Source organism: Actinoalloteichus fjordicus (assembly GCF_001941625.1).
Classification (GTDB): domain Bacteria; phylum Actinomycetota; class Actinomycetes; order Mycobacteriales; family Pseudonocardiaceae; genus Actinoalloteichus_A; species Actinoalloteichus_A fjordicus.
The window spans coordinates 3,053,225-3,074,611 of sequence record NZ_CP016076.1; the positions used below are offsets into that span (position 1 = coordinate 3,053,225).

At 73.8% G+C, this 21,387-nt stretch carries 15 protein-coding genes and 2 pseudogenes; 11 read left to right on the plus strand and 6 right to left on the minus strand.

Annotated features, from left to right (window positions below):
- Positions 1 to 421: 421 nt before the first annotated feature.
- Both UA74_RS13580 and UA74_RS13585 read left to right on the plus strand, forming a co-directional pair.
- Positions 422 to 1,702: an MFS transporter gene (locus tag UA74_RS13580; protein ID WP_083684038.1), complete on the plus strand. Its 1,281-nt coding sequence runs from the start codon at positions 422 to 424 to the stop codon at positions 1,700 to 1,702.
- A 115-nt stretch (positions 1,703 to 1,817) separates the two neighbouring features.
- The gene (locus UA74_RS13585; RefSeq protein WP_075764489.1) at positions 1,818 to 2,162 is read left to right on the plus strand and encodes a hypothetical protein; all 345 of its coding nucleotides are present in this window, start codon (positions 1,818 to 1,820) and stop codon (positions 2,160 to 2,162) included.
- Here UA74_RS13585 and UA74_RS13590 read toward each other — a convergent pair.
- The 6 genes and pseudogenes from UA74_RS13590 to UA74_RS13610 all read right to left on the minus strand — a co-directional run bounded on the left by UA74_RS13590 (position 2,090) and on the right by UA74_RS13610 (position 8,199).
- A complete protein-coding gene (locus tag UA74_RS13590; RefSeq protein WP_157434607.1) occupies positions 2,090 to 2,935 on the minus strand; it encodes a metallophosphoesterase family protein in 846 nt (281 codons plus the stop codon). The two genes, UA74_RS13585 and UA74_RS13590, sit on opposite strands and share 73 nt — an antisense overlap.
- Before the next feature lie 323 nt (positions 2,936 to 3,258).
- Positions 3,259 to 4,473, minus strand: a complete 1,215-nt coding sequence (locus UA74_RS13595) for an acyl-CoA dehydrogenase family protein (RefSeq protein ID WP_075740558.1) — start codon at positions 4,471 to 4,473, stop codon at positions 3,259 to 3,261.
- 132 nt (positions 4,474 to 4,605) lie between these two features.
- A complete protein-coding gene (locus UA74_RS13600) occupies positions 4,606 to 5,385 on the minus strand; it encodes an SDR family oxidoreductase (protein WP_232237747.1) in 780 nt (259 codons plus the stop codon).
- A gap of 401 nt (positions 5,386 to 5,786) precedes the next feature.
- The gene (locus UA74_RS13605) at positions 5,787 to 6,401 is read right to left on the minus strand and encodes an SDR family oxidoreductase (protein ID WP_250637854.1); all 615 of its coding nucleotides are present in this window, start codon (positions 6,399 to 6,401) and stop codon (positions 5,787 to 5,789) included.
- 80 nt (positions 6,402 to 6,481) lie between these two features.
- Positions 6,482 to 6,589, minus strand: a pseudogene (locus UA74_RS33920) (SDR family NAD(P)-dependent oxidoreductase); the annotation flags it as partial.
- A 605-nt stretch (positions 6,590 to 7,194) separates the two neighbouring features.
- Complete coding sequence (locus UA74_RS13610; RefSeq protein WP_075743786.1) at positions 7,195 to 8,199, minus strand: phosphotransferase family protein; 1,005 nt, start codon at positions 8,197 to 8,199, stop codon at positions 7,195 to 7,197.
- Positions 8,200 to 9,042: 843 nt separating this feature from the next.
- Here UA74_RS13610 and UA74_RS13615 point away from each other — a divergent pair.
- From UA74_RS13615 to UA74_RS13655, 9 genes and pseudogenes are all read left to right on the plus strand, one after another.
- Positions 9,043 to 9,876 (plus strand): ABC transporter ATP-binding protein, encoded by an 834-nt coding sequence (locus tag UA74_RS13615; protein ID WP_198043102.1) that lies wholly within the window; start codon positions 9,043 to 9,045, stop codon positions 9,874 to 9,876.
- Positions 9,873 to 10,811 (plus strand): ABC transporter ATP-binding protein, encoded by a 939-nt coding sequence (locus UA74_RS13620; protein WP_083684040.1) that lies wholly within the window; start codon positions 9,873 to 9,875, stop codon positions 10,809 to 10,811. The genes UA74_RS13615 and UA74_RS13620 overlap by 4 nt, the downstream gene beginning before the upstream one ends.
- Positions 10,808 to 11,089 (plus strand): annotated as a pseudogene (locus UA74_RS13625) (ABC transporter permease subunit); the annotation flags it as partial. The gene UA74_RS13620 and the pseudogene UA74_RS13625, both read left to right, overlap by 4 nt.
- A 34-nt stretch (positions 11,090 to 11,123) precedes the next feature.
- Complete coding sequence (locus UA74_RS13630; protein WP_075764493.1) at positions 11,124 to 11,885, plus strand: ABC transporter substrate-binding protein; 762 nt, start codon at positions 11,124 to 11,126, stop codon at positions 11,883 to 11,885.
- Between the two features lie 61 nt (positions 11,886 to 11,946).
- The gene (locus UA74_RS13635; RefSeq protein WP_075740565.1) at positions 11,947 to 13,116 is read left to right on the plus strand and encodes an acyl-CoA dehydrogenase family protein; all 1,170 of its coding nucleotides are present in this window, start codon (positions 11,947 to 11,949) and stop codon (positions 13,114 to 13,116) included.
- A gap of 34 nt (positions 13,117 to 13,150) precedes the next feature.
- A complete protein-coding gene (locus tag UA74_RS13640) occupies positions 13,151 to 14,797 on the plus strand; it encodes a long-chain-fatty-acid--CoA ligase (protein ID WP_075764495.1) in 1,647 nt (548 codons plus the stop codon).
- Between the two features lie 143 nt (positions 14,798 to 14,940).
- The gene (locus UA74_RS13645; RefSeq protein ID WP_075764497.1) at positions 14,941 to 15,930 is read left to right on the plus strand and encodes an NADPH:quinone oxidoreductase family protein; all 990 of its coding nucleotides are present in this window, start codon (positions 14,941 to 14,943) and stop codon (positions 15,928 to 15,930) included.
- Positions 15,931 to 16,643: 713 nt separating this feature from the next.
- Positions 16,644 to 19,733: a helix-turn-helix transcriptional regulator gene (locus tag UA74_RS13650; RefSeq protein WP_198043015.1), complete on the plus strand. Its 3,090-nt coding sequence runs from the start codon at positions 16,644 to 16,646 to the stop codon at positions 19,731 to 19,733.
- 203 nt (positions 19,734 to 19,936) lie between these two features.
- Entirely contained in the window at positions 19,937 to 21,301 is a 1,365-nt protein-coding gene (locus UA74_RS13655) for a PucR family transcriptional regulator (protein WP_198043016.1), read from the plus strand.
- Positions 21,302 to 21,387 lie beyond the last annotated feature (86 nt).

The following is a 21,387-nucleotide window of genomic DNA, read 5'->3' on the forward strand; positions in this document are numbered from 1 at the left end:
CGGGCTCCCGCAGCGGCGTCGCATCGCCGGTCACCGGTCCGGTGTCGCATGATCCGGCCGACGATCTTCAGGTCGGCGAAGTACCCGTAGGCAGGCGGACACCTCGACGCCCGCACCCCTCGACAGCTGCCCGCACGCCCCGCAGACAGACAGTCGACCCGACGCACCGCAGGCCGACTGGCCCGAGGCTCGCAGAACCGGCGGCCCGCCCGTGATCAGCGGCACAGCGCAGGTCGAGCTGATCCCGACGAATCGGGTTGACGCCGGACGAGGCCCGCCAGAGACTCGCTTCGGGCGACGACGAGTCCCTCGGGCCTCGACCGCCGCCGTTCCCGGTCCGCGCAGGCGGGACCGTGTCGACGATCGGTTCAGCGGACGGGCCCGCTCCGACGTTGTTCGACGAGCGGAGGGCACCTCGACGATGAGTGCGCAGGAGACACCGGGTCCACAGACGCCGGTCACGCTGCGCTCCCTCATCCCCGCCGTCTTCCTGCCCGCTTCGCTGTACGGCGTCGGCCAGGGCGCGGCGGCCCCGCTGATCGCCATCACCGCCAGGGAGCTGGGAGCGTCCTTCTCGATCGCGGGCGTCATCGTGGCCGTGCTCAGCGTGGGCCAGGTCCTCGGCAACCTGCCCGCGGGCAGGCTGGTCGGCCTGATCGGCGAGCGCGGCGCCCTGCTGGTGGCCAGCGGGCTGGCCGTGCTCGCCGCGCTGGGCTGCGTGTTGGCGCCCAACCTGCCGACGCTGGCTGCCTCGGTGCTGGTGGCCGGCCTGGCGAACTCGGTATGGGGCCTGGCCAGACAGACCTATCTCACCGAGGTCGTGCCGCTTCGGCTGCGGGCCAGGGCGATGTCGACCCTGGCCGGTGTGGTGCGCATCGGGGCGTTCGTCGGGCCGCTGGTCGGGGCCGGTGCGCTCGTGCTGCTCGGCCCGCGCGGCGGCTACTGGGTCCAGGTGCTCGCGGTGCTCGTCGCCGGGACGATCGTGCTCGCGCTGCCTGACGTCGCGCGGCGTCGCGCTCCCTCGGAGGTCCGCGCCCCGGTGGGTCCGCTGCGCATGTTCGGCCGGTACCGCAGATTCTTCGCCACTCTCGGGGCCTCGGCCGTCCTGGTGGGGGCGATCCGCGCGTCGCGGCAGGTGGTCGTCCCGCTATGGGGGGACCATCTCGGTCTCGACCCGGCCGTCACGAGCCTGATCTACGGCGTCTCCGGCGCGCTGGACATGCTGCTGTTCTACCCGGCGGGTCGGGTGATGGACCTCCATGGTCGTCGCTTCGTCGCCGTGCCGTCCATGCTGGTCCTCGGCGTGTCGTGCCTGCTCCTGCCGCTGACCGGCGGGCCGGTGACCCTGTTGCTGGTCGCGGCGCTGATGGGCGTCGGCAACGGCATGGGCAGCGGGATCATGATGACGCTGGGCGCCGACATGGCGCCGCCCGCCGAACGACCCGCGTTCCTGGGAGCCTGGCGCCTGTGTGTGGACGCGGGCGGCAGCGGGGGACCGCTGCTGATCGGCACGGGCGCCGCGCTCTCCCTGGGATTCGCGGTGGCCGGGATGGGCGTGGTCGGGCTGCTCGCCGCCGCAGGCCTCGGCCGCTGGATCGTCGAGCCTGATCGAGACGAACCGCAGTCCTCTTCCGACTCCGCCGCGCCGTCCGTAGTCGCGTCCCCGGCGGTGCAGATGCCGCCCGACGTCGGCCGCTCGTGAGGCGGCGGCCCGGGGCGTCTCGCGCGGACGGGCTCGGTGGCCCGGCCCCCGGCTGCCCGCGCGGTGATCGCGCCCTCCCGGACGCCCGGCACCGCCGCGCGGACGGACGGCGTCGGTGAGCGGCGTCGAGTTCGCCATCGCCGGTCTGGCGGTCCTGCTCGGCGCCGCACTGCAGGGCACCATCGGCCTCGGGCTGGGCATGGTGTCGGGGCCGATTCTGGCGCTGCTCGATCCGACGTTGGTGCCCGGCCCGCTGTTGATGCTGGCCACGCTGCTCACGCTCACGGTCGTCCTGCGCGAGCGCGCCGCGCTGGACCTGGCGGGCACCGGCAGGCTGCATCTCCCGCCCCGCTCGAACGCCGACTCCGCGGACGCGCGCCGCCGCCCTCAGCCGCCTGCGGGCAGGATCGTGCGGAGCACGCCGCGCGGCAGGCCTCGGGGACGCCATTCGCGGGGATAGCCGAGCGACACCTCCTCGAAGCGGACTCCGTCCTGGTAGGTCGTGCGGGGGATGTGCAGATGTCCGTAGACCACCGCCGCCGCGTTGAATCGGACGTGCCAGTCGGCGGTGAGCTCGGTGCCGCACCACAGCGCGAACTCGGGATAGCGCAGGATGCGCGTCGGGTGCCGCGTCATGGGCCAGTGATTGATCAGTACGGTCGACGTGCCCTCGGGCAGCGCGGCGAGTCGCCGCTCGCTCTCGGCGACGCGGGCCCGGCCCCAGGCGTCCAGGCTCGGGTACGGGTCGGGGTGCAGCAGGTACTCGTCGGTGCAGACCACACCCGCCTCCATGGCCCGTTCCAGCGCCGCCTCCTTGGTCGTCGTGCCCGCCGGCCGGAACGTGTAGTCGTAGAGCAGGAACAGCGGCGCCACCGTGACCGGTCCGCCCGTGCCCTCCCAGACCGGGAACGGGTCCTCCGGGGTGTGCACGCCGAGGCCTCGACACACCTCCACCAGGTGCCGGTACCGTGCCTCGCCGCGCAGGGTCACCGTGTCGCCGGGCGGCGTCCACAGGTCGTGGTTGCCCGGCGTCCAGATGACCTCGGCGAACCGGTCTCGTAACAGCCGCAGCGTCCACTCGACGTCCGCGACGCTGTCGGCGACGTCGCCCGCCACGATCAGCCAGTCGTCCGGGTGGGTCGGTCGAATCGCCTCGACGATCTCGCGGTTCTCCGCGTGGGTCACGTGCAGATCGCTGGTGGCCAGCAGGCTGCCGCCCGAGGAGACCGTCATCCGGCGACGGGAGCGGTCGGGGTGGACCATGCCCGCCTGGACCGGGCGCATTCGGCGCCCTCGCGTCGGATTCCTCGGATCATCACTGTCCACCTTCCCGGCCTGCCTGCTGGGTCTGCATGGTCGCCGAGCGAGCATGTCACCCCGCCGCGCCGTCAGTCCACTGTGGCGGCCGTGTCGGCGGGAAACGGGGTGCTCGGCGGCCGGTGTTGGCCCGGTGGTCGTCGCGACCGGGCAGCGGGCCGGACGGACGAGACGGCGGCGGTGCGCCCGGCCTGAGCCGTGGCGCACCGAGCTTCCGGGCGGCCGGAGTAGGCGGGCGGTCAGTGTGCGGTGCGGGGAGCCAGTTCGCGGCGGCCCAGCGAGCGGAGATGGACCTCGTCCGGCCCGTCGGCCAGCCGCAGCGACCGGGCGATGGCCCAGAACCGGGCCAGCGGCAGGTCCTGGCTGACTCCGGCCGCGCCGTGCAGCTGCACCGCCTTGTCGAGGATCCACTCGACCGCGCGCGGCACGGCGATCTTGATCGCCTGGATCTCGGTGTGCGCGGCCCGGTTCCCGACGGTGTCCATCAGCCACGCCGCCTTCAACACCAGCAGCCGGGCCTGCTCGATCCGGACTCGCGACTCGGCGGCCCATTCCTGCACGACGCCCTGGTCGGCCAGCGGCCTGCCGAAGGCGGTCCGCGTCACGGCGCGGTCGCGGACGAGTTCCATCGCTCGTTCCGCCATGCCGATCAGCCGCATGCAGTGGTGGATGCGACCGGGACCGAGGCGGGCCTGGGCGATGGCGAAGCCCGAACCCGGCTCGCCGAGCAGGTGGTCGACGGGCACCGCCACATCGGTGAAGGTGATCTCGGCGTGCCCGCCGTGATCGTCATCGGAATAGCCGAACTGGCTCATGCCCCGGTGGATCTCGACGCCGGGGGTGTCGGCGGGCACCAGGATCATGCTCTGGCGGTCACGCACCGGGCCGTCCTCGGCGGTGCGGCCCATCACGATCAGCAGCCTGCACTCCGGGTCCATCGCACCGGAGATGAACCACTTGTGGCCGTTCACGACCCACTGGTCGCCGCGCCGCGTGATGCTGGTGGCGATGTTGGTCGCGTCCGAGGAGGCGACGTCGGGTTCGGTCATCGCGAAGGCCGAGCGGATCTCGCCGGCCAGCAGCGGGGCGAGCCAGCGTCGTCGCTGTTCCTCGTTCCCGGCCACGGCCAGGATCTCCATGTTCCCGGTGTCCGGCGCCGCGCAGTTCAGCGCCTCCGGCGCGAGCCGGGGACTGCGCCCGGTGATCTCTGCGAGCGGCGCGTACTGGAGGTTGGTCAGGCCCGCGCCGTGCTCGCCCGGCAGGAACAGGTTCCACAGGCCTCGCCGCCGCGCCTCGGCCCGCAGCTCCCGCAGCACCGGCGGCCGCGCCCAGATCGGGCCTCTCGCCTCGTCGGCCTGGGCCGTGGCCTGCTCCGCCGGGTAGACGAACTCGTCCATGAACGCGAGCAGCGTCGCCCGCAGCTCTTCGGTGCGATGATCGTGCGCGAAGTCCACGATGTCTCCTGGCCTCTCGTCTCGGCGGCTGATGGATCTGGGCGGGGTTCGGTCGGGTCCGGACCGATGTCGCCCGGCCTGCGCGGATCGCGGCGGTGGCGCGGACGGTCGGGTGCGGCGGATCGGGTCGGGTCAGCGCAGGGTCACGCCGCCGTCGACGACGAGGGTCTGGCCGGTGATCCAGGACGACTCCTCGGCGGCGAGGAAGGCGGCGGCGTCGGCGACGTCGGCGGGCACGCCGAGCCTGCCGAGCGGATAGCCCGCCGCCACCTGCGACTCGCGGCCCTCGTACAGGGCGGCGGCGAACCTGGTCTTGACCACGGCCGGTGCCAGCGCGTTGACCCGGATCTTCGGCGCGAGCTCGACGGCGAGCTGTTCGGTGAGTCGGATCAGCGCGGCCTTGGACGCGCCGTACACGCCGATGCCGGGCGCGGGCCGCAGCCCGGACACCGAGGAGACGCAGACGATGCGCCCGCCGTGCTCGCCCAGCCAGGCGCGGTGGGCCTCCTGGACCCAGCCGAGGACCGCGAAGACGTTGACCTCGAAGGTCTTGCGCACCGCTGCCGGTTCGGCGTCCAGCAGCGGCCCGTGCACCGGATTGGTGCCCGCGTTGTTGACCAGGACGTCCAGCCTGCCGAAGGTCTCGACGGTCGTCGCGACCGCCGCAGTCCGATGCGCCGGGTCGTCGCTGCGTCCCGCCACGCCGATCGCGTGCTCCGGGCCGCCGAGGCCGGTCACCGCCTCGGCGAGCGACTCGGGATCACGACCGGTGAGGCAGACCCGCGCGCCCTCGGCGACGAGCCTGCTCGCGATCGCCCGACCGATGCCCCGGCTCGCGCCGGTGATCAGCGCGACCTGCCCGGCGAACCGCCGCGCCTTGATCGGGGTGCCGTCCATTGTCTTCGGGTCCATTGCCGCTCCTTGACCGTCGGTGCGTTCGCTGCCGTGTCCGTCGACGCTGTCTGGCCGGTCGATGCCGTCGTGGCCACGGCGCTGCCTTCGCTGTCGACCCTGCCGGCTTCTCGACACTCTGGTGCGGTGTCTTGATCTCCCCGTGCTCGCATCGATCGCCTGCGCGGCATCGACGAGGGCCCGCGCCTGCGACTCTCGGCCTCGGCCTCGTCGATCCGCGCGCCGCGCCATACCGCGACCCGCAGGCCGGACTCGCGTCCGATTCGGTGGCGCCTCCCTGACGCGGGCGCAGGCTTGACCACGGGCTCCCGGTCGGCGTCGGCGGATCGGGGTACCCGACCCGCGCGCGTCGTCGCGGGGCGGCCGAGAACGCTGCGGCGGCGGAGCCCTGACACGCCCGCTCAGCCCTCGGCCCGGAGGGCGACCAGCCGTCGGTGGGCGCGGCGCATCGATCCCAGCCACCGTTCTCGGTCGTCGGCTCGACGGCGTTCGTACTCGGCGACCCTCGGGTGCGGCAGGATCTGGAACGCGCCGCTGCGTAGGGCCGTCACCACGTCCTCGGCGACCTGCTCGGCGGTGAGGACCTCCCCGGCGGCGAGCGTGGCGGAGTCCGGACCCGCCTCGTCGAGCATCGGAGTGCGCACGCCCTGCGGCGAGAGGCAGGAGACGGCGACGCCCTCGGCGGGGCAGGTGATCGCCAGCCATTCGGCCAGCGCCACGGTCCCGTGCTTGGTGACGCTGTAGGGCGCCGAGTCGATGTTGGTCAGCAGCCCGGCGGCCGAGGCCGTCAGGACGAGCCGCCCGCGGTCCCTGGCGACCATCCTGGGCAGCACGTGCGTGGCGGCGTGGACGTGCGCCAGCACGTGGACCTCCCACGAGGCGGCCCAGTCGGCGAGATCCCCGAGCCCGCGCCCGCGGGCGATGCCCGCGTTGGAGCACCACACGTCGATCGGGCCGATCTCGGCTTCGAGGCGTTCGACGGCCGTCCCGACCGCGTCCCCGTCGGTGACGTCCACTCCAGTGCGACCCCGACCCCGTCGGGCAGCGTCGCGGCCACCTCGGCCGCCGAGTCACCGGCCCGGTCGGCGACCACGACGGCGCGGGCACCCTCGGCGGCCAGCCTGCGGGCCAGGGCGGCTCCGATTCCGGATGCGCCGCCCGTGACGACCGCGATCCGATCGTCGATCGAATAGGGAGTCGACATCGCTGCTTCACCCTCGCCTTCCGTCCCCGCCTGCGATGCGGGCCGTCGCGTCGCCGTCGTGGGCGACTCGGTCTCGTCTGCGATCTCTCCTCGCGCGGTCACCGGGCTGGTCGCCCGTCGCGGCCGTCCGCTCGCCGGGTCGAGACGGCCTGCCACGACGCAGGCTCCTCGTCGAGACTCCGAGCCGAGCCGACGTCGCCTGTCGACGGCGCCGAACCACGTTCCCGCTCCGGCAGACCTCCTGCCGAGAGCTGATCGTCGGCTCGGATGAAAGCACGCCTCGTCGGCCGCGTCTGCCCTCGACGTGATCGTCCGCCTGCCGCGCCGGACCGTCGCCCCTGACGATGCCGAGCGATGTCGTCGCTGGTCCGCACCGTGGACGATCGACGAGACCGACGCGCTCGGCGCCGATCGCCTCCGGTGCGACCCGGTGCACCCGCCCAGTCGGCTGCGGTCGACGCTGTGCGCCGTCCCTGCGGTCCGCTCGCCCCGTCCCCGGTCCGAAGCCGCCGTCGATCGGGCTCCGAGCCCGCCCGCCCAGGCCCGGCCGACCGGGCAGGCCGCGCGACGGGGAGCGCACGGCCGCACCCGGTTGAGAGCCGGTGTCAGACCTGGTCGTGCAACGCGGCGCGTCCCGCCAGTGCCAGCGGCTCGACCAGCTCGCCGATGCCGTCGAAACCGCTGCCCGCCGTCTGACCGAGCTGATGTCGATAGTGGATTCCCTCCATGATCACCGCGAGCTTGAAGAACCCGAGCCCCACGTACCAGGCGAGACCCTCGACGTCGCGACCCGACGCCGCGGCATAGCCCTCGACGAGGTCGGACTCGGTGGGGAAGCCGGGGACGGTGGCGGCGTTGACCGGTGCGTTGCCGTCCAGCGGCGCCCGCCTGCCGTAGACCAGCAGCATCCCGAGGTCGGCGAGCGGATCGCCCAGCGTGGCCATCTCCCAGTCGAGGATCGCCCGCATCCGCTTGTCCGGGCCGAAGATCGTGTTGTCCACCCGGTAGTCGCCGTGCACGACGGTGGACGCCTGCGAACGCGGCAGCTCGCGGCCCAGCTCGGCGTGCAGGGCGTCGAGCGTGCCGGTGGGACGGCTGCGGGAGGATTCGAGCTGCGTGCGCCAGCGCCGGAGCTGGCGATCCAGGAATCCCGCAGGCCTGCCGAAGTCGCCGAGGCCGACCTGTTCTTGATCGACCGAGTGCAGCGCCACCAGCCGATCCACCAGTTCGCGGCCGATCAGCGCCGCCCCGTCCGCACCGAGGGCCCGCAGCTCGGGCACGTCCAGCGCGCCGAGGCCGTCGACGAACTCCATGACGAAGAAGGGCGCCCCGACGACGGCCTCGTCCCGGCACAGCAGCAGCGCGTCGGGCACCGGAACCGGCGTGGCGCGCAGCGCGCTGATCACTCGGAACTCCCGACCCATGTCGTGCGCGGTGGGCAGCACGTGCCCGAGCGGCGGCCTGCGGACCGCCCACCGGCCGCCCGCCTGGTCCGACACCTCGTAGGTGAGGTTGGACCGGCCGCCCGGCAGCAGTCGCGCCGTCAGCTCGCCCATGACACCGCCCGGCAGTTCTCGGCCGAGGTGCTCGCGCAGCCGCGCCAGGTGCAGGCCGGGCGGATCGGCCGGGTCTGTTCGCGCGGGGTGCTCGGCGGCCTCGGGATGTGCGGCCCGGCCGGCGGCGGCCTCGTCTCGCTCGTTCTCGTTCACCGTGTCGATGATGGTCCCTCCCCGGTCGATGGGACACCGCGTCCGTCCACGCTCGACGCTGGGCCGTCGGCCCCACGGCGTCCATGACGATCTTCCGCCCTCCGAACACTCCCCGGCCGCTTCGATCACCCGGCTCGCGCGGCGCTCTCTCGCGCGCCGGCCTCCCGCGCCTGCCGCCGGTCCTGCACCGCAGGCCCAGACGGGGCCGGGACGGCCGCCGACCAGCCGCCGGAAACCGGGCACCAGAACCAGGACCAGGACACCGTACGACGGCCCGTCGCCCGGTCTCGCGCAGGCGACGTCGAGCGTCGAGTGTCCCCGGCCGTCCGAGGCCGCCCACGTGATCCTGTGCGCTCTCACACGGCGGTCGGCTGCTTCCTGGGCGGCTGCCCCGATCTCCTCGGCCGGCCTGGAACGCCTGCGCACCCCGTGTTGTCGTGGTCACACCTTCCGCCCGACGCCGGGCGAGTCGGGGCCGCCCGCCCCGCGTGTCCGGCGCGGCGGAGCTGACAGCGGCCTGGCGAACAGGGGTCGTGGACCCGGACCCCGTGCGACCAGGGCCGGTGGACACCAAGCCCCTGACCAGCGGCCATCGGAGGTGAATGAGTGCTCACCGAAACGCTCGACGGCCCGACCCCGGCGACCTGCCGCCGTCGGCCAGGCCAGATCACCCGGGCACACCCGACGCGAGGGAGCGACATGAGCGCGACCGCCGAATCGGCGTCGAGCGGCGACGACTCGGCGCTGCTGCGCCTGCGCGATCTCGACGTCACCTACGGACGGGCCGTCCGGGCGGTCCGCGCGGTGAGCATCGAGGTGCCGCACGGCGCGGTCGTCGCCGTGCTCGGCGCCAACGGGGCGGGAAAGACGTCGCTGCTGCGGGCCGTCTCCGGCACGCTGCCGCTGCACGGCGGCACGGTGGACGGCGGGCGCATCACCGTCGAGGAGACGGCGTTGACCGGCCGCGACCCGGCGGCCGCCGTGCGAGCGGGCGTCGTGCAGGTCCCGGAGGGACGGCGGGTCTTCGCCGGACTCACCGTCGCGGAGAACCTCCGCGCGGGCACGCTCGGCCTGCGCGGTTCCGGCCGAGCGGCCCGGATCTCGACCGCCCTCGACCGGGTGTTCGCCCTGTTCCCGGTGCTGGCCGATCGACGAGGGCAGCGCGCAGGGCTGCTCTCCGGCGGCGAGCAGCAGATGCTCGCCATCGGTCGCGCACTGATGGCCGAGCCGAGGCTGCTGCTGCTCGACGAGCCGTCGCTGGGTCTGGCCCCGCGCATGGTCTCGTTGATCGCCGAGGTGATCACCGAGATCAACCGGCAGGGCGTCGGAGTGCTGCTCGTCGAGCAGAATGCCGCGACCGCCCTGCGACTGGCCCGCCACGCCTACGTGCTGGACGTCGGGCGGGTGCGCCTGGCGGGCCCCGCCGCGCGACTGGCCGCGACCGACGAGGTGCGCAGGCTCTATCTCGGCGAGGCGCCCGAGGCGCCGGAGTCGTCCGAGGCCGCCGAGGCGGGGGACGAATCAGCGTCGCCAGCGCCAGACCGGCCGGTCCGCACCCTCCGGCGGTGGCGGCGATGAACCAGGACACGGCCGCCCCGGGGCCGACCCCGGCGTCGACCGATGCCGGGGCGGAGCGACTCGTCGCCCGCGCCGTGACGGTGCGCTTCGCGGGCCTGCTCGCCCTGGACGGCGTCGACCTCACGGTGGAGCCCGGCAGCGTGCACGCGCTGATCGGACCGAACGGCGCCGGGAAGTCCACGTTCTTCAACGTCCTGTCCGGGGTGTGCCCGCCGGACTCGGGGACGGTCCGCTTCGGCGAGAAGGAGCTGACCGGCCGCCCGCCGCACCGCATCGCCGCCCTCGGCGTCGCCCGCACCTTCCAGAACATCGTGCTGACCAGAGGCACGGTCGCCGAGAACCTCATGCTCGGCAGGCATGTCCTGACCAGGGCAGGGTTCACCGCCACCGCGCTGGGGCTGCCCGGTGTGGCCCGCGAACAGCGGATTCATCGGGAGCGGGCCAGGGAGATCGCCGACTTCGTCGACCTCGGCAGGCTGTTCCACACGCCGGTCGACCTGTTGTCCTACGGAGACCGCAAACGGGTCGAGCTGGCCAGGGCGCTGTGCATGGAGCCGAGGCTGCTGCTGCTCGACGAGCCCGTGGCGGGGATGAACACCGCGGAACGGCAGCGCATGGCCGCCACCATCGCCGAGGTGCGCGCGGCGCTGGGCCTGTCCGTTCTGGTCGTCGAGCACGACATGGGCTTGATCATGCGGATCGCCGATGAGGTCACGGTGCTCGACTTCGGCCGTCGGATCGCCTGCGGCACTCCTCGACGCGTCCAGCGCGATCCCGAGGTGATCCGGGCCTACCTCGGCGCAGGCACCGACGCCCGCCCGGCGGCATCGGCACCGACGCCTGCCGCGCCGAGCAGGCAGGCCGAGTCCCACCCGCCCGAGCCGACGCCGGACCGGGCGCGGCCGCCCGGCACCGAGGCCGGTGAGGACCGATGACCACCCTGGCAGAGGTGCTGCTCACCGGGCTGTCGCTCGGCTCGGTGTATGCGCTGATCGCGGTCGGCTTCGTGGTGATCTTCCGGGCCTCGGGGGTGATGAACTTCGCCCACGGCTCGCTGCTGCTGTTCGGCGGCTACCTGACCGCCGTGCTGCACGAGCCGCTCGGCTTCCTCGGCGCGCTGGCCACGGCGGTCCTCGCCTCGGCCGCGCTGGCCGGGCTGATCGAACTGGTCTGCATGCGACGTCGACCCGCCGAGACCCACGTGCTGGCGATCGTCACCATCGGCGTCGACATCCTGCTGCGTCGACATGATCAACGCGGTCGACTACCTGCTGCGGAGCTCGCTGGTCGCCGAGGGCGACGCGATCGGGCACGTCTTCTTCGAGAACGAGTACGGCGAGAACGCGCTGAGCGGCTCGACCTTCGCCGCCGAACGCGAGGGACTGACGATCGTCGAGCAGCGGGTCATGCCCACCGATCAGGACATGAGCGCCCAGGTCACCGCGCTGCGCGAGGCCGGGGTGACCGCCGTGCTGTTCAGCGCCGGTCCCGCACAGACCGCCTCCTTCGTCGGCGTGGCCGCAGCGAGCGGCTGGGAGGTTCCGGTGATCGGCTCCACCCCCGCCTACGCCTCCCAGCTTCTGGAGACGGCGGCGGCGCCCGCGCTGGAGGGACTGTTCGTCATGGTCAGCGGCGCACCTGCGGCCTCCAGCGACATCCCCGGCGTCCGCGAGCTGGTCGAGTCCTACCAGTCGGCCTATCCGGGCGAGTCCATCGACGGCGGCGTCCTCTCCGGGTACGGCGTGATGGAGTTCCTCGCCGAGGCCCTGCGCATCGCCTGCGACCAGGGCGATCTCAGCCGGGCGGGCATCATCGCCGCCCACCGGACCCAGGGACTCGTCGAAGGCGACCTGGGCATGGCCATGGACTTCTCCGACCCGAACCGCCCGCCGTCCTTCGACTCCTACCTGCTGCGGCCCGAGGTCGGCGCCGACGGCGGGCTGGTCGAGATCGAGTCGGCGAGCCGGGCGCCCGCCGTCGACGACTACACCTTCCCGACGTCCGGCTGAACATGGGGAGGCCGGACGTGCCTCCCGCCGCGACGACCATCCGTCACGAACCGGAGTATCGATGGACTTCTCGCTCACCGACGAACAGCAGGCGATCCGCGACACGGTCCGCGTGTTCATGGCCAAGGAGGTCATGCCGCTCGAACAGGAGGCACTGCGCCGCGAACGCCGTGGCCTGCCGGGGCTGGAACGCGCCGAGCTGCGAGCGCTTCAGCTCAAGGCCAAGGAGTTCGGCTTCTGGGGCCTGTCGACGCCGGAACGCCACGGCGGCATGGACCTGCCCGCCGTCACCCAGTCGCTGATCTGGACCGAGACCGGTCGCTCCCACGTGCCGTTCCGCTTCGGCGGCGACGCCGACAACATCCTCTATCACGGAACCGAACAGCAGCAGGCCGAATACCTGCTGCCCACGATCGCGGGCGATCGGCTCTCCTGCTTCGCGATCACCGAACCCAGCGCGGGCTCGGATGCGGCCAACATCAGGATGACCGCCCGCCGGGACGGCGACGACTGGATACTGCGCGGCGAGAAGGTCTTCATCACCGGCGGGAACGAGGCCGACTTCGCCATCGTCGTGGCCGTCACCGACCCCGACCTGGGCGCCAGGGGCGGCTCCACCGCCTTCCTCGTCGACCGCGAGATGGGCTGGCGATCGGAGTACATCGACACGATGGGCGAGGGCGGCCCCGCCGCGCTGGTCTTCGACGACGTCCGGGTGCCCGGCCGCAACGTCCTCGGCGAGATCGGCCAGGGCTTCACGCTGGGCATGCAGTGGATCGGCAAGGGCCGCTACGCCATTCCCTCCCAGGGGATCGGCATCGCCGAGCGGGCGCTGGGCATGGCGGTGGAGTACGCCAACACCAGGGAGACGTTCGGCCGGACCATCGGTTCCAACCAGGCCGTCCAGTGGATGATCGCCGACTCCGAGGTGGAGCTGGAGGCGGCCAGGGCGCTCGTGCTGCGGGCCGCGTGGACCGTCGATCAGGGCATCGACCCCCGGCACGCCTCGGCCCAGGCCAAGCTGTTCGGCGCGGCCATGGTCAACCGGGTCGTCGACCGGGTGATGCAGATCCACGGCGGCATCGGCTACACCCGTGAGCTGCCCATCGAGAAGTGGTACCGGCAGGTCCGGCTGTTCCGCATCTTCGAGGGCACCGACGAGATGCTGCGGCTGATCATCTCCCGCGACCTGTTGCGCGGACACACCAAGATCGGCGGCCACCTCGGCTGAGGTGACCTCTTCGTCGACGACTTCTGGAGGGTCCATGTCTCTGTCGCTGGCCTGCATCCTGGCCGAGGCCGCCCGCACCCATCCCGATCGGGTGGCCGTGATCGACGACGCCGTCCGTCTCACCTACGCCGAGTTGTGGGCCGAGGTCCGTTCGCTGGCCGCCGGGCTGCGGGAACTCGGCGTCCGGCCGGGCGACCGGGTCGCGTTGATGGCGGCCAACTCGGCCGACTTCCCTCGCGCCTACTTCGCCGTGCTCACCGCCGGGGCCGTCGTCGTCCCGGTCCACCTGCTGCTCGCCCCGCAGGAGATCGCACATGTGCTGCGGGACAGCGGTTCGACACTGCTGCTCAGCGATCGGGCGCTCGCCCCGGCCGCCGTGCGCGGCGGCGCGGCCCTCGACCTGCCGGTGGTCACCGTCGGGGCCCCCGAGGGCGACGGGCCGCCGAGGCTGGAGGACGTCGCGGGGCGGGTGAGCCCACTGGCGACGCTGTGCACCCGGTCGGCCGAGGACCCGGCGGTGATCCTCTACACCAGCGGGACCACCGGGACGCCCAAGGGTGCCGTACTCAGCCAGCTCAACCTGGTCATGAACGCCACCGTCAACGCCTACGACGCCAACGACACCCGGCAGGTGGACGTCGTCATGGGCTGTCTGCCGCTCTTCCACGCCTTCGGGCAGACGGTCGCGATGAACACCGCGTTCCGGGTCGGCGCCACGCTCGTGCTGATGCGGCGCTTCGAGCCCGTCGCCGCGCTCGAACTGATGGTGGAACACCACGTCACGATCTTCCACGGCGTGCCGACGATGTACGTCGCCTTGCTGGCGGCGGCCCGCACGCTGCCCCGCGCGGCGCTGCCGTCGCTGCGCCTGAGCGTCTCCGGCGGGGCCTCGCTGCCCTCGGCGGTGCTGGAGCAGTTCGAGCAGCGGTTCGAGACCACCGTCTACGAGGGCTACGGCCTGTCCGAGACCTCGCCGACCGCCACCACCAATCAGCCGAGGATGGGCACCCGGCCGGGCACCGTGGGCCATCCGATCTGGGGCGTGGAGGTGGAGATCGCCCGGCATGACGTGCTCGGGAGCATCGAACTGCTGCCGACGGGCGAGCTGGGGGAGATCGTGATCCGGGGGCACAACGTGTTCCTCGGCTATCACAACCGTCCCGAGGCGACGGCCGAGGCCGTCGTGGACGGCTGGTTCCGCAGCGGGGACCTGGGAACCAAGGACGCCGACGGCTTCATCACGGTGGTCGACCGGACCAAGGACGTCATCATCCGGGGCGGGTTCAACGTCTATCCCAGCGAGGTCGAGGACGCCCTCATGCGTCATCCGGGGATCAGGCAGGTGGCGGTGATCGGTCTGCCGCACCCTCGGCACGGGGAGGAGGTGTGCGCCGTCGTGGTGGCCGCCGATCCCGCCGCGCCGCCGACCGCCGCGCAGCTCGTGGAGTGGGCGACCGACCGCATCGGCAGACACAAGTACCCCCGGCTGGTCGAGCTGGTCTCCGAGCTGCCGCTCGGCCCCAGCGGCAAGGTCCTCAAGCGGGAGCTGCGCCGCCGGTACGCCGCCGCCGAGTCCGAGTCCGGGGCGGGGGAGTCGGACTCGTCGGAGCCGGGAGCGCCGGCGGCGGGGGAGGCTGCGGCCGTCGCGTCGGGCGAGCAGACCAGGCCCCACGGCGGCTGATCGGCTGCTCTCGTTCCCAGGCCGATCGGCATCGCCGTCGGCGCCTGCGGGTCGGGCAGGCCGGACGCCGACCGCCCGCACAGCGTTGCAGAACTCGGCGGGCCCCTGCGCGGGGCGCCCGCCCTCGTCACCGAGGAGGACTCGTGCGGGTCTGGCAGGTCCACGAACACGGCGAACCGGGTGCGGTGCTCGTCGAGGAGGACGTCGACGTCCCGGCACCCGGCCCAGGGCAGATTCGGGTGCGGGTGCTCGCCGCCGCCGTCAACTTCGCCGACGTCCTGCTCTGCCGGGGTCGGTACCAGGTGCGGCCGCCGCTGCCCTTCACCCCCGGCGTCGAGTTGTGCGGCGAGGTCGTCGCGATCGGGCCGGAGGCCTACGGGCACAGGGTGGGGGACCGGGTGATCGGCCTGTCGGTGCTGCCGCGCGGTGCCTTCGGCGAGTACACCGTGATGGCCGCCGAGGCCGCCCTGCCCGCTCCGGCGGTGCTCAGCGACGCGGAGGCCTCCGCGCTGTGCATCGGTTATCAGACCGGCTGGTTCGGTCTGCATCGGCGGGCGGCGCTGCGGGCGGGCGAGGTCCTGCTCGTCCATGCCGCCGCGGGCGGGGTCGGCAGCGCCGCCGTCCAGCTCGGCGCGGCGGCGGGCGCCACCGTCATCGGGGTCGTCGGCAGTGCCGCCAAGGCCGAGGTGGCGCGGGAGTCGGGGGCCGACATCGTCGTGGTGCGGGGCGAGGCGGACTTCGTCGACGTGGTGAAGGAGGCCACCGACGGCCGGGGCGCCGACGTGGTCTACGACCCCGTCGGCGGTGACTCCTACCAGCGCTCCACCAAGTGCATCGCCTTCGAGGGACGCATCGTCGTGGTGGGCTTCGCGGGCGGGGTGATCCCGCAGCCCGGCCTCAATCACGCGCTGGTGAAGAACTACTCGATCCTGGGCCTGCACTGGGGGCTGTACGCCCGCCGCGACCCGAACGCGGTGGCGGCGGCACATCTGGAGTTGAGTCGGATGGCGGGCGAGGGGACGGTGCGTCCGCTGGTCGCCGAGCGGGTCGGCCTGGCCGCCGTCCCCGATGCGCTCCAGCGGCTGGCCGACGGCCGCACGGTCGGCAGGCTCGTCGTCGAGCCGGGCCGCTGAGGGGGCGAGCGCCGGGCGGAGCTGCCCGGCGGCGGTCCGGAGAAAGGGTTCCCTGCCGCCGGAGGAAGCCATGCCACGGCGACTCGGCGGCGGCCCACGTCTGCCTCCGTCCGTGTCGCGGCCCGGCAGGCGTGGCGGCAACGGGTCCGTCCACTATGGGCACGAGCCACTCGCGGGGACACCGGAGCTGAGCCTCGTCATGGGCAGTACGCGACCGACGGGGGGCGGCCTCGACGGTGGGCGCAGGCCGCGCCGACGGCGAACGGATTGCTCGTCGAGTCGCTGCGCCTGTTCCGCGCGGTCGAACGCGGCGGTGGGGCCGCCCCACGCCGCCCATCGCGTCGCCGCTGCGCACCGGCGAAGACGAGCCGTCGACCCCGCCGCCCGCGTTGCGTGAGCGACGCCGGAACCACGGCGACGAGCCCGGCCGAGGTGGCTCAGCATGGCGAACTCCCGCAGCGAGGGCCGATCCGCCGGTCGCCGCAGCCCAGCGGCTCCGGTCTGTCACGGTGCCCAGGAGCGCGGGCACTCCGATGTGAGCGGTCACAGCGTGGCGCTTGCGCCTGCTGGAGCGGACCCGATGACGACGGAGCCCTGACCAGTGCCTTTCACCGGCCGTCACGGTTCAGGACGAGGGCGGGCCGGGGAACCGGCCGTGCCGTCGCCTCTTCCCCGGCACGTAACCCGTGCGTAACTTGATCAGGGTGATCGGAGTGCCTGACAGGGCGGTCGGTATCCGAGTACACGGCCGGGCCGCCGAACGAACGGCGATCGACGAGCTGCGCAGGCAGGCGCGTGACGGGCGCGGCGGTGCGCTGCTCATCCTGGGTTCTCCGGGACTGGGCCGGACCACCCTGCTGGAGCACGGCGCCCGGTGCATCCCGGCTGCCACGGTGCTGCGCACCTGTGCGGTGGCCGCCGAGTCGAGTCTGCGACACAGCGGGCTGCACGCGCTGCTGCGTCCGGTCGCCGACCGGCTGCACGCCGTCGGTGACTCCCGGACCCGGCCGCTGCTGGCCGCCATGGACCTCGTCGACCAGGACGTCGACCCCGTGGATCACGAGGCGAGTGCCGTCGTTCCGGTCGTGGCCGCCGTCGACGCTCCCGCCCGGCGACCCCGCTCGGCGCGCTCTGCACCGTCGCCGGGACTCATGGCGCAGTCGGTCCCTACTCCCCGCGAGTCGCCCGAGACGGACGCGGGCCGCGTCGGCCGAGCACTGCTGCACGCGTTGGCAGGCCTGGCGGCCGAGGGCGGCCTGCTGTGCTGCGTCGACGACGCCGACCAGTTGGACCCGGCCTCCCGCGCGGCCCTCTCCTTCGCCGTCCGCCGACTGACGCCCGCCCACGGGGTGACCGTGCTGCTGACGGCGCGCCAGGACGCCCGGCGATGGCCGCCGGAGATCCCGGTGCGCAGGCTCCGGCCGCTCACCGAGTCCGACGCCGCCGCGATGCTGGACGACCTCGTGGCAGGCCCGCTGCGACCGACGGTTCGTGAGCTGCTGCTGCACAGCGGCCGGGGCGTCCCCCGGCTCCTCACCGAACTGGTCGCCGGGCTCGCACCCGGCCAGCTCGCAGGCCTCGTCCCGCTGCCCCGGCACCTGCTGCCAGCGGCGTCGCTGTCGTGGCTGGTCAGGACCCGGCTGGACGGGCTGCCCGGTGACACCCGGCTGCTGCTTCTACTCGCCGCAGTGGAATTGGAGATCGAGGGCGTCGTGGACGTCGGTGTCCTGCTGCGCGCGGCCGAGCGGGCCGGACTGCACCCGAGTTGCCTGGAACCCGCCGAGGCCGCGGGCCTGGTGCGGGTGGACGGACCCGGTCTCGGCTTCGCGGACCGACTCCTGCCCGAGGCCGTGTACCGGGGCGAGTCGCAGGCCAGACGTCGGTCGGCGCACGGGCTGCTGGCCGCCGTGGCGGACGATCCGGAGCGGTCGCTGCGCGCGCTGCGGCATCGCGCGGCCTGCGCCGTCGGCCCCGATGCCGCTCTGGCGGACGCGATCGAGGCGGCGGTCGACCGCGTCGGGTCCGACGGCGACGCCTGCACGGCTGCCGCGTCCGCCTGCTCGGACGCGTTGTCCAGGGCTGCGGAGCTGACCGGGGACCGGGATCGTCGCGGCGCCCGGCTGATCCGCGCCGCCGAGCACGCCTGGGCGGCGGGCCGGACCGACCAGGTCAGGTCGCTGCTCGCTCGATCCGGAGCCTCGACGAGGTCGGCGACGCTGCGGGGCCGGACCGAGTACCTCCGGGGGATCGTCGAACTGCGGGACGGCATCGTCGAGGACGCGCGGGAGGCCCTGCTCCTGGCGGCGGCTCTGCTGAGCGAGTCTGCGCCCGGTCTGGCGGCCGAGGCGCTCGCGAAGACGGCGGAGGCCTGTTGGACGGCGGGTGATCGTCGCGGCCTGGCGACGGTGACGGGCGCCGTCGCGGCGTTGCGCGCCGATGCCCCGACACCGCCTCGGCGGGTGGACGACGCCGCCGGTCTGCTCCCCGTCTTGCGCGGTGATCACCGTGCCGCGACCGCCACCGTGCGCGAACTGCGCCGCCGGGCGGCGGGCGAGGCCGCGCCGGAGGTCCTGCTCGACATCGCGACCAGCGCCGCGATCCTCGGCGCATCGGCCCTGGCCAGGCAGGCGGGCAGCCGGGCGGTGGCGCGGGCCAGAGCGGGCGGTCGGACGGCGATCGTCCCTCGGGCCTTGGAACTGCTCGTCTACGCGGAGCTGCGCCTCGGTGAACATGCCAGGGCGGCCGAGCACGCCGTGGCGGGGCTGGCCGCCGCCCGGACAGCGGGGCAGGGCAACTGCGCACTGCATCTGCGGGCCGCGTTGGCGATGTCCGCCGCCGTCGCGGGGGACGCCGTCGCCTGCCGAGAGCACGCGGCCGCCGTCATCGCGACGGGCCGAGCCCGAGGACTCTCGTTGGCCGTGAGTCTGGCCGAATGGAGTCTCGCGCGGCTCGATCTGTCGCTGTCCCGCCCGAAGGAGGCGGCGGATCGACTGTTTCCGCTGGTACAGGGCAGATCCGGGCACAGTCATTTCGCGGTGCGGTTCCTGGCCGTGCCGTGTCTGGTGGAGGCCTCGGTCCTTGCCCGGGATCCTCGGCCCGTCGGCGGGCTGCTGCGGCGCTTCGAGCAGCGGGTCCGCGCGGTCGGGGACACGGTGGCCCTCGCGCAGGCGTTGCGCTGTCGGGCGCTGCTCGACGCGGACCCGGCCGAGGCGGACGCCCTGTTCGGCGCGGCACTGCGGCTGCACGAGGCCGTGGGAACGGAGTTCGAGTGCGCCAGGACCCGACGCCTGCACGGCGAGTTCCTCCGCAGGCGGCGACGCCCACGGGAGGCCAGGGAGCAGCTGCGCGGCGCGCTGCGGCATTTCGAGAGCTGTGGGGCCCGGATCTGGGCCGACCGGGTCCGGGACGAGCTGCGCGCGACGGGTGCGGCGACGGGCGGCCGAGGCGGACTGCTGGGCAGGCTCACCCCGCAGCAGCTCCGCATCTCCCGCCAGGTCGCGGCGGGCGCGACCAATCGCGAGGTCGCCTCGACGCTGTGCCTGAGCCCGCGCACCATCGACCACCACCTGCGCAACGTGTTCGCCGCGCTCGGGGTGCGGTCTCGCGTCGAGCTGGTGCACGTCCTGGCGGCGGAGACGGGCGACGACGTGGTCGAGGTGCCTGCCCGCCAGGAGCCGCCCGGCGCGGCGGGGGTGCGGCGCCGCCGACCTCCGGGTGGGACGACCCCGCAGGAGACCACCCCGCATGCGCCGCGAGGACCCGCCGTGTCCGGGTCGGGGCGACCAGGGGCGGGCCTGCGGTGAGGCGGGTCGCCGCCTCGACAGGGTCGGGCGCCCCCGAGCGGCCGCCGGGCCGACCGTGCTCCGGGCGGCGTCGCGCCCCGCCGCGGGTCGAGCCTGCCTCCGCCGACGACCCGCCGCGCCCGGGGACCGATGCGGCGGAAGCGGCGGAAGTCCGCGAGTCGAGAGCCGTGAATCAGCGCCCATGTCGAGGTCGAGGGAGAGCCATGGTGAGACCGATGACGGCGGGCCGCACGGGCGCCGAGTCGTCAGAGCCCGTCGGGCCGCCGATGTTCGGCGGCAGGCTGCGCCGCGTCGAGCCGCAGCACGGGTCGGCGTCCTCACGATCCGCCCGGCTGGACGCCCGGTCGCTGCCCGGCCTGCCCGAGGCCAGACCGCCCATCCGGTCCAGGGCGGACGGCACGGCGGTCGCGCTGCTGCACCGGACCGCCGCCGTGCTGCTCGGCGAACTCCCCGAGCTGACCGATCGGCTGGTGACCTCGCTGCGGGCGCAGGAGTCGGCCTACCGAGCGGCGGCGGTGGACCGTGATGAGCTGTGGCAGGAGGTGCACGAGTCCCTGGAGAACAACGTGCGTGCCCTGCTGCGGCCGAAGGAGACCAGGGAGCCCGCGCGGCGGTGCTCTTGGCGGATCGGCGCGCTGCGTGCCGAACAGGGCATTCCGCTGGACGCGCTGCTGCACGCCTTCCGGCTGGGCGGCGGCATCGTCTGGCAGGGCCTGGTGGAGACCGCGACCCGGAACGATCCCGACGACGTCCACCTGCTCGTCCACGTGGCGGCTGACGTCTGGAACTTCGTCGACGAGCACTGTGGACTGGTCGCCGAGGCCTACCGGCAGGTGGAGACCAGGCTGACCAGGCGCCGCCACGAGCGGCTGCGGGCCCTGGTGGGAGCCGTGCTCGACGGGGCTGCGCGCATCGCCGACGTCCCGGCGGTCGCCGCCGCGCTCGACCTGCCGGAACACGGCCGCTACGCGGTGGTCGTCGTGACCGGCGGCGAACGCAGCTCCTACCGGGGCTCCTTCCTACCGCCGGAGGTCGCGGGCGCGCGGATCGTCTGGCACATCGGCGCGGAGTCCGATCGGGGCATCGTGCTGCTCGGCGCCGAACGCGGCCTCGAGGAACTGGCCCGATCGCTGCGGGTTCCCGCAGGCGGGCGAGCGGGCATCAGCCCGGTGGCGGGCGGACTCGCGGCGCTGGGCTCGGCCTGTCGGCTCGCCGAGATCGCGGTGACCACCTGCACTCGGGACGGCGAGGCGGCGCTGCTGCACGACCACCTGCCCGCCGCAATGGCCGTCTCCTGCCCGGATCTGGGCGCCGCGCTCGTCGAGCGCGCCCTCGGCCCCGTCCTCGCGCTGGACGCGCCCGACCGGGAACTGCTGCTGTCGACGGTGACCGCCTGGCTCGACAGCGACGGATCGGCGCTGCGAGCAGGCAGTCTGCTGTTCTGCCACCGCAACACCGTGCTCAACCGACTACGCCGCTTCGAGCAGCTCACCGGCCGATCGCTGAACCGGCCCCGCGACCTCGTTGAGCTGTCCCTCGCGCTGGAGGCCCGCCGAGTCTTGCCGTGAGGCCCTCTCCGGCGGGCGGCGGGCGGCGGGCGGGCCGGCGTCGCGGCGGGCCGGGCCCGCACGGGCGGCCGAGGAGTGGCCGCGCC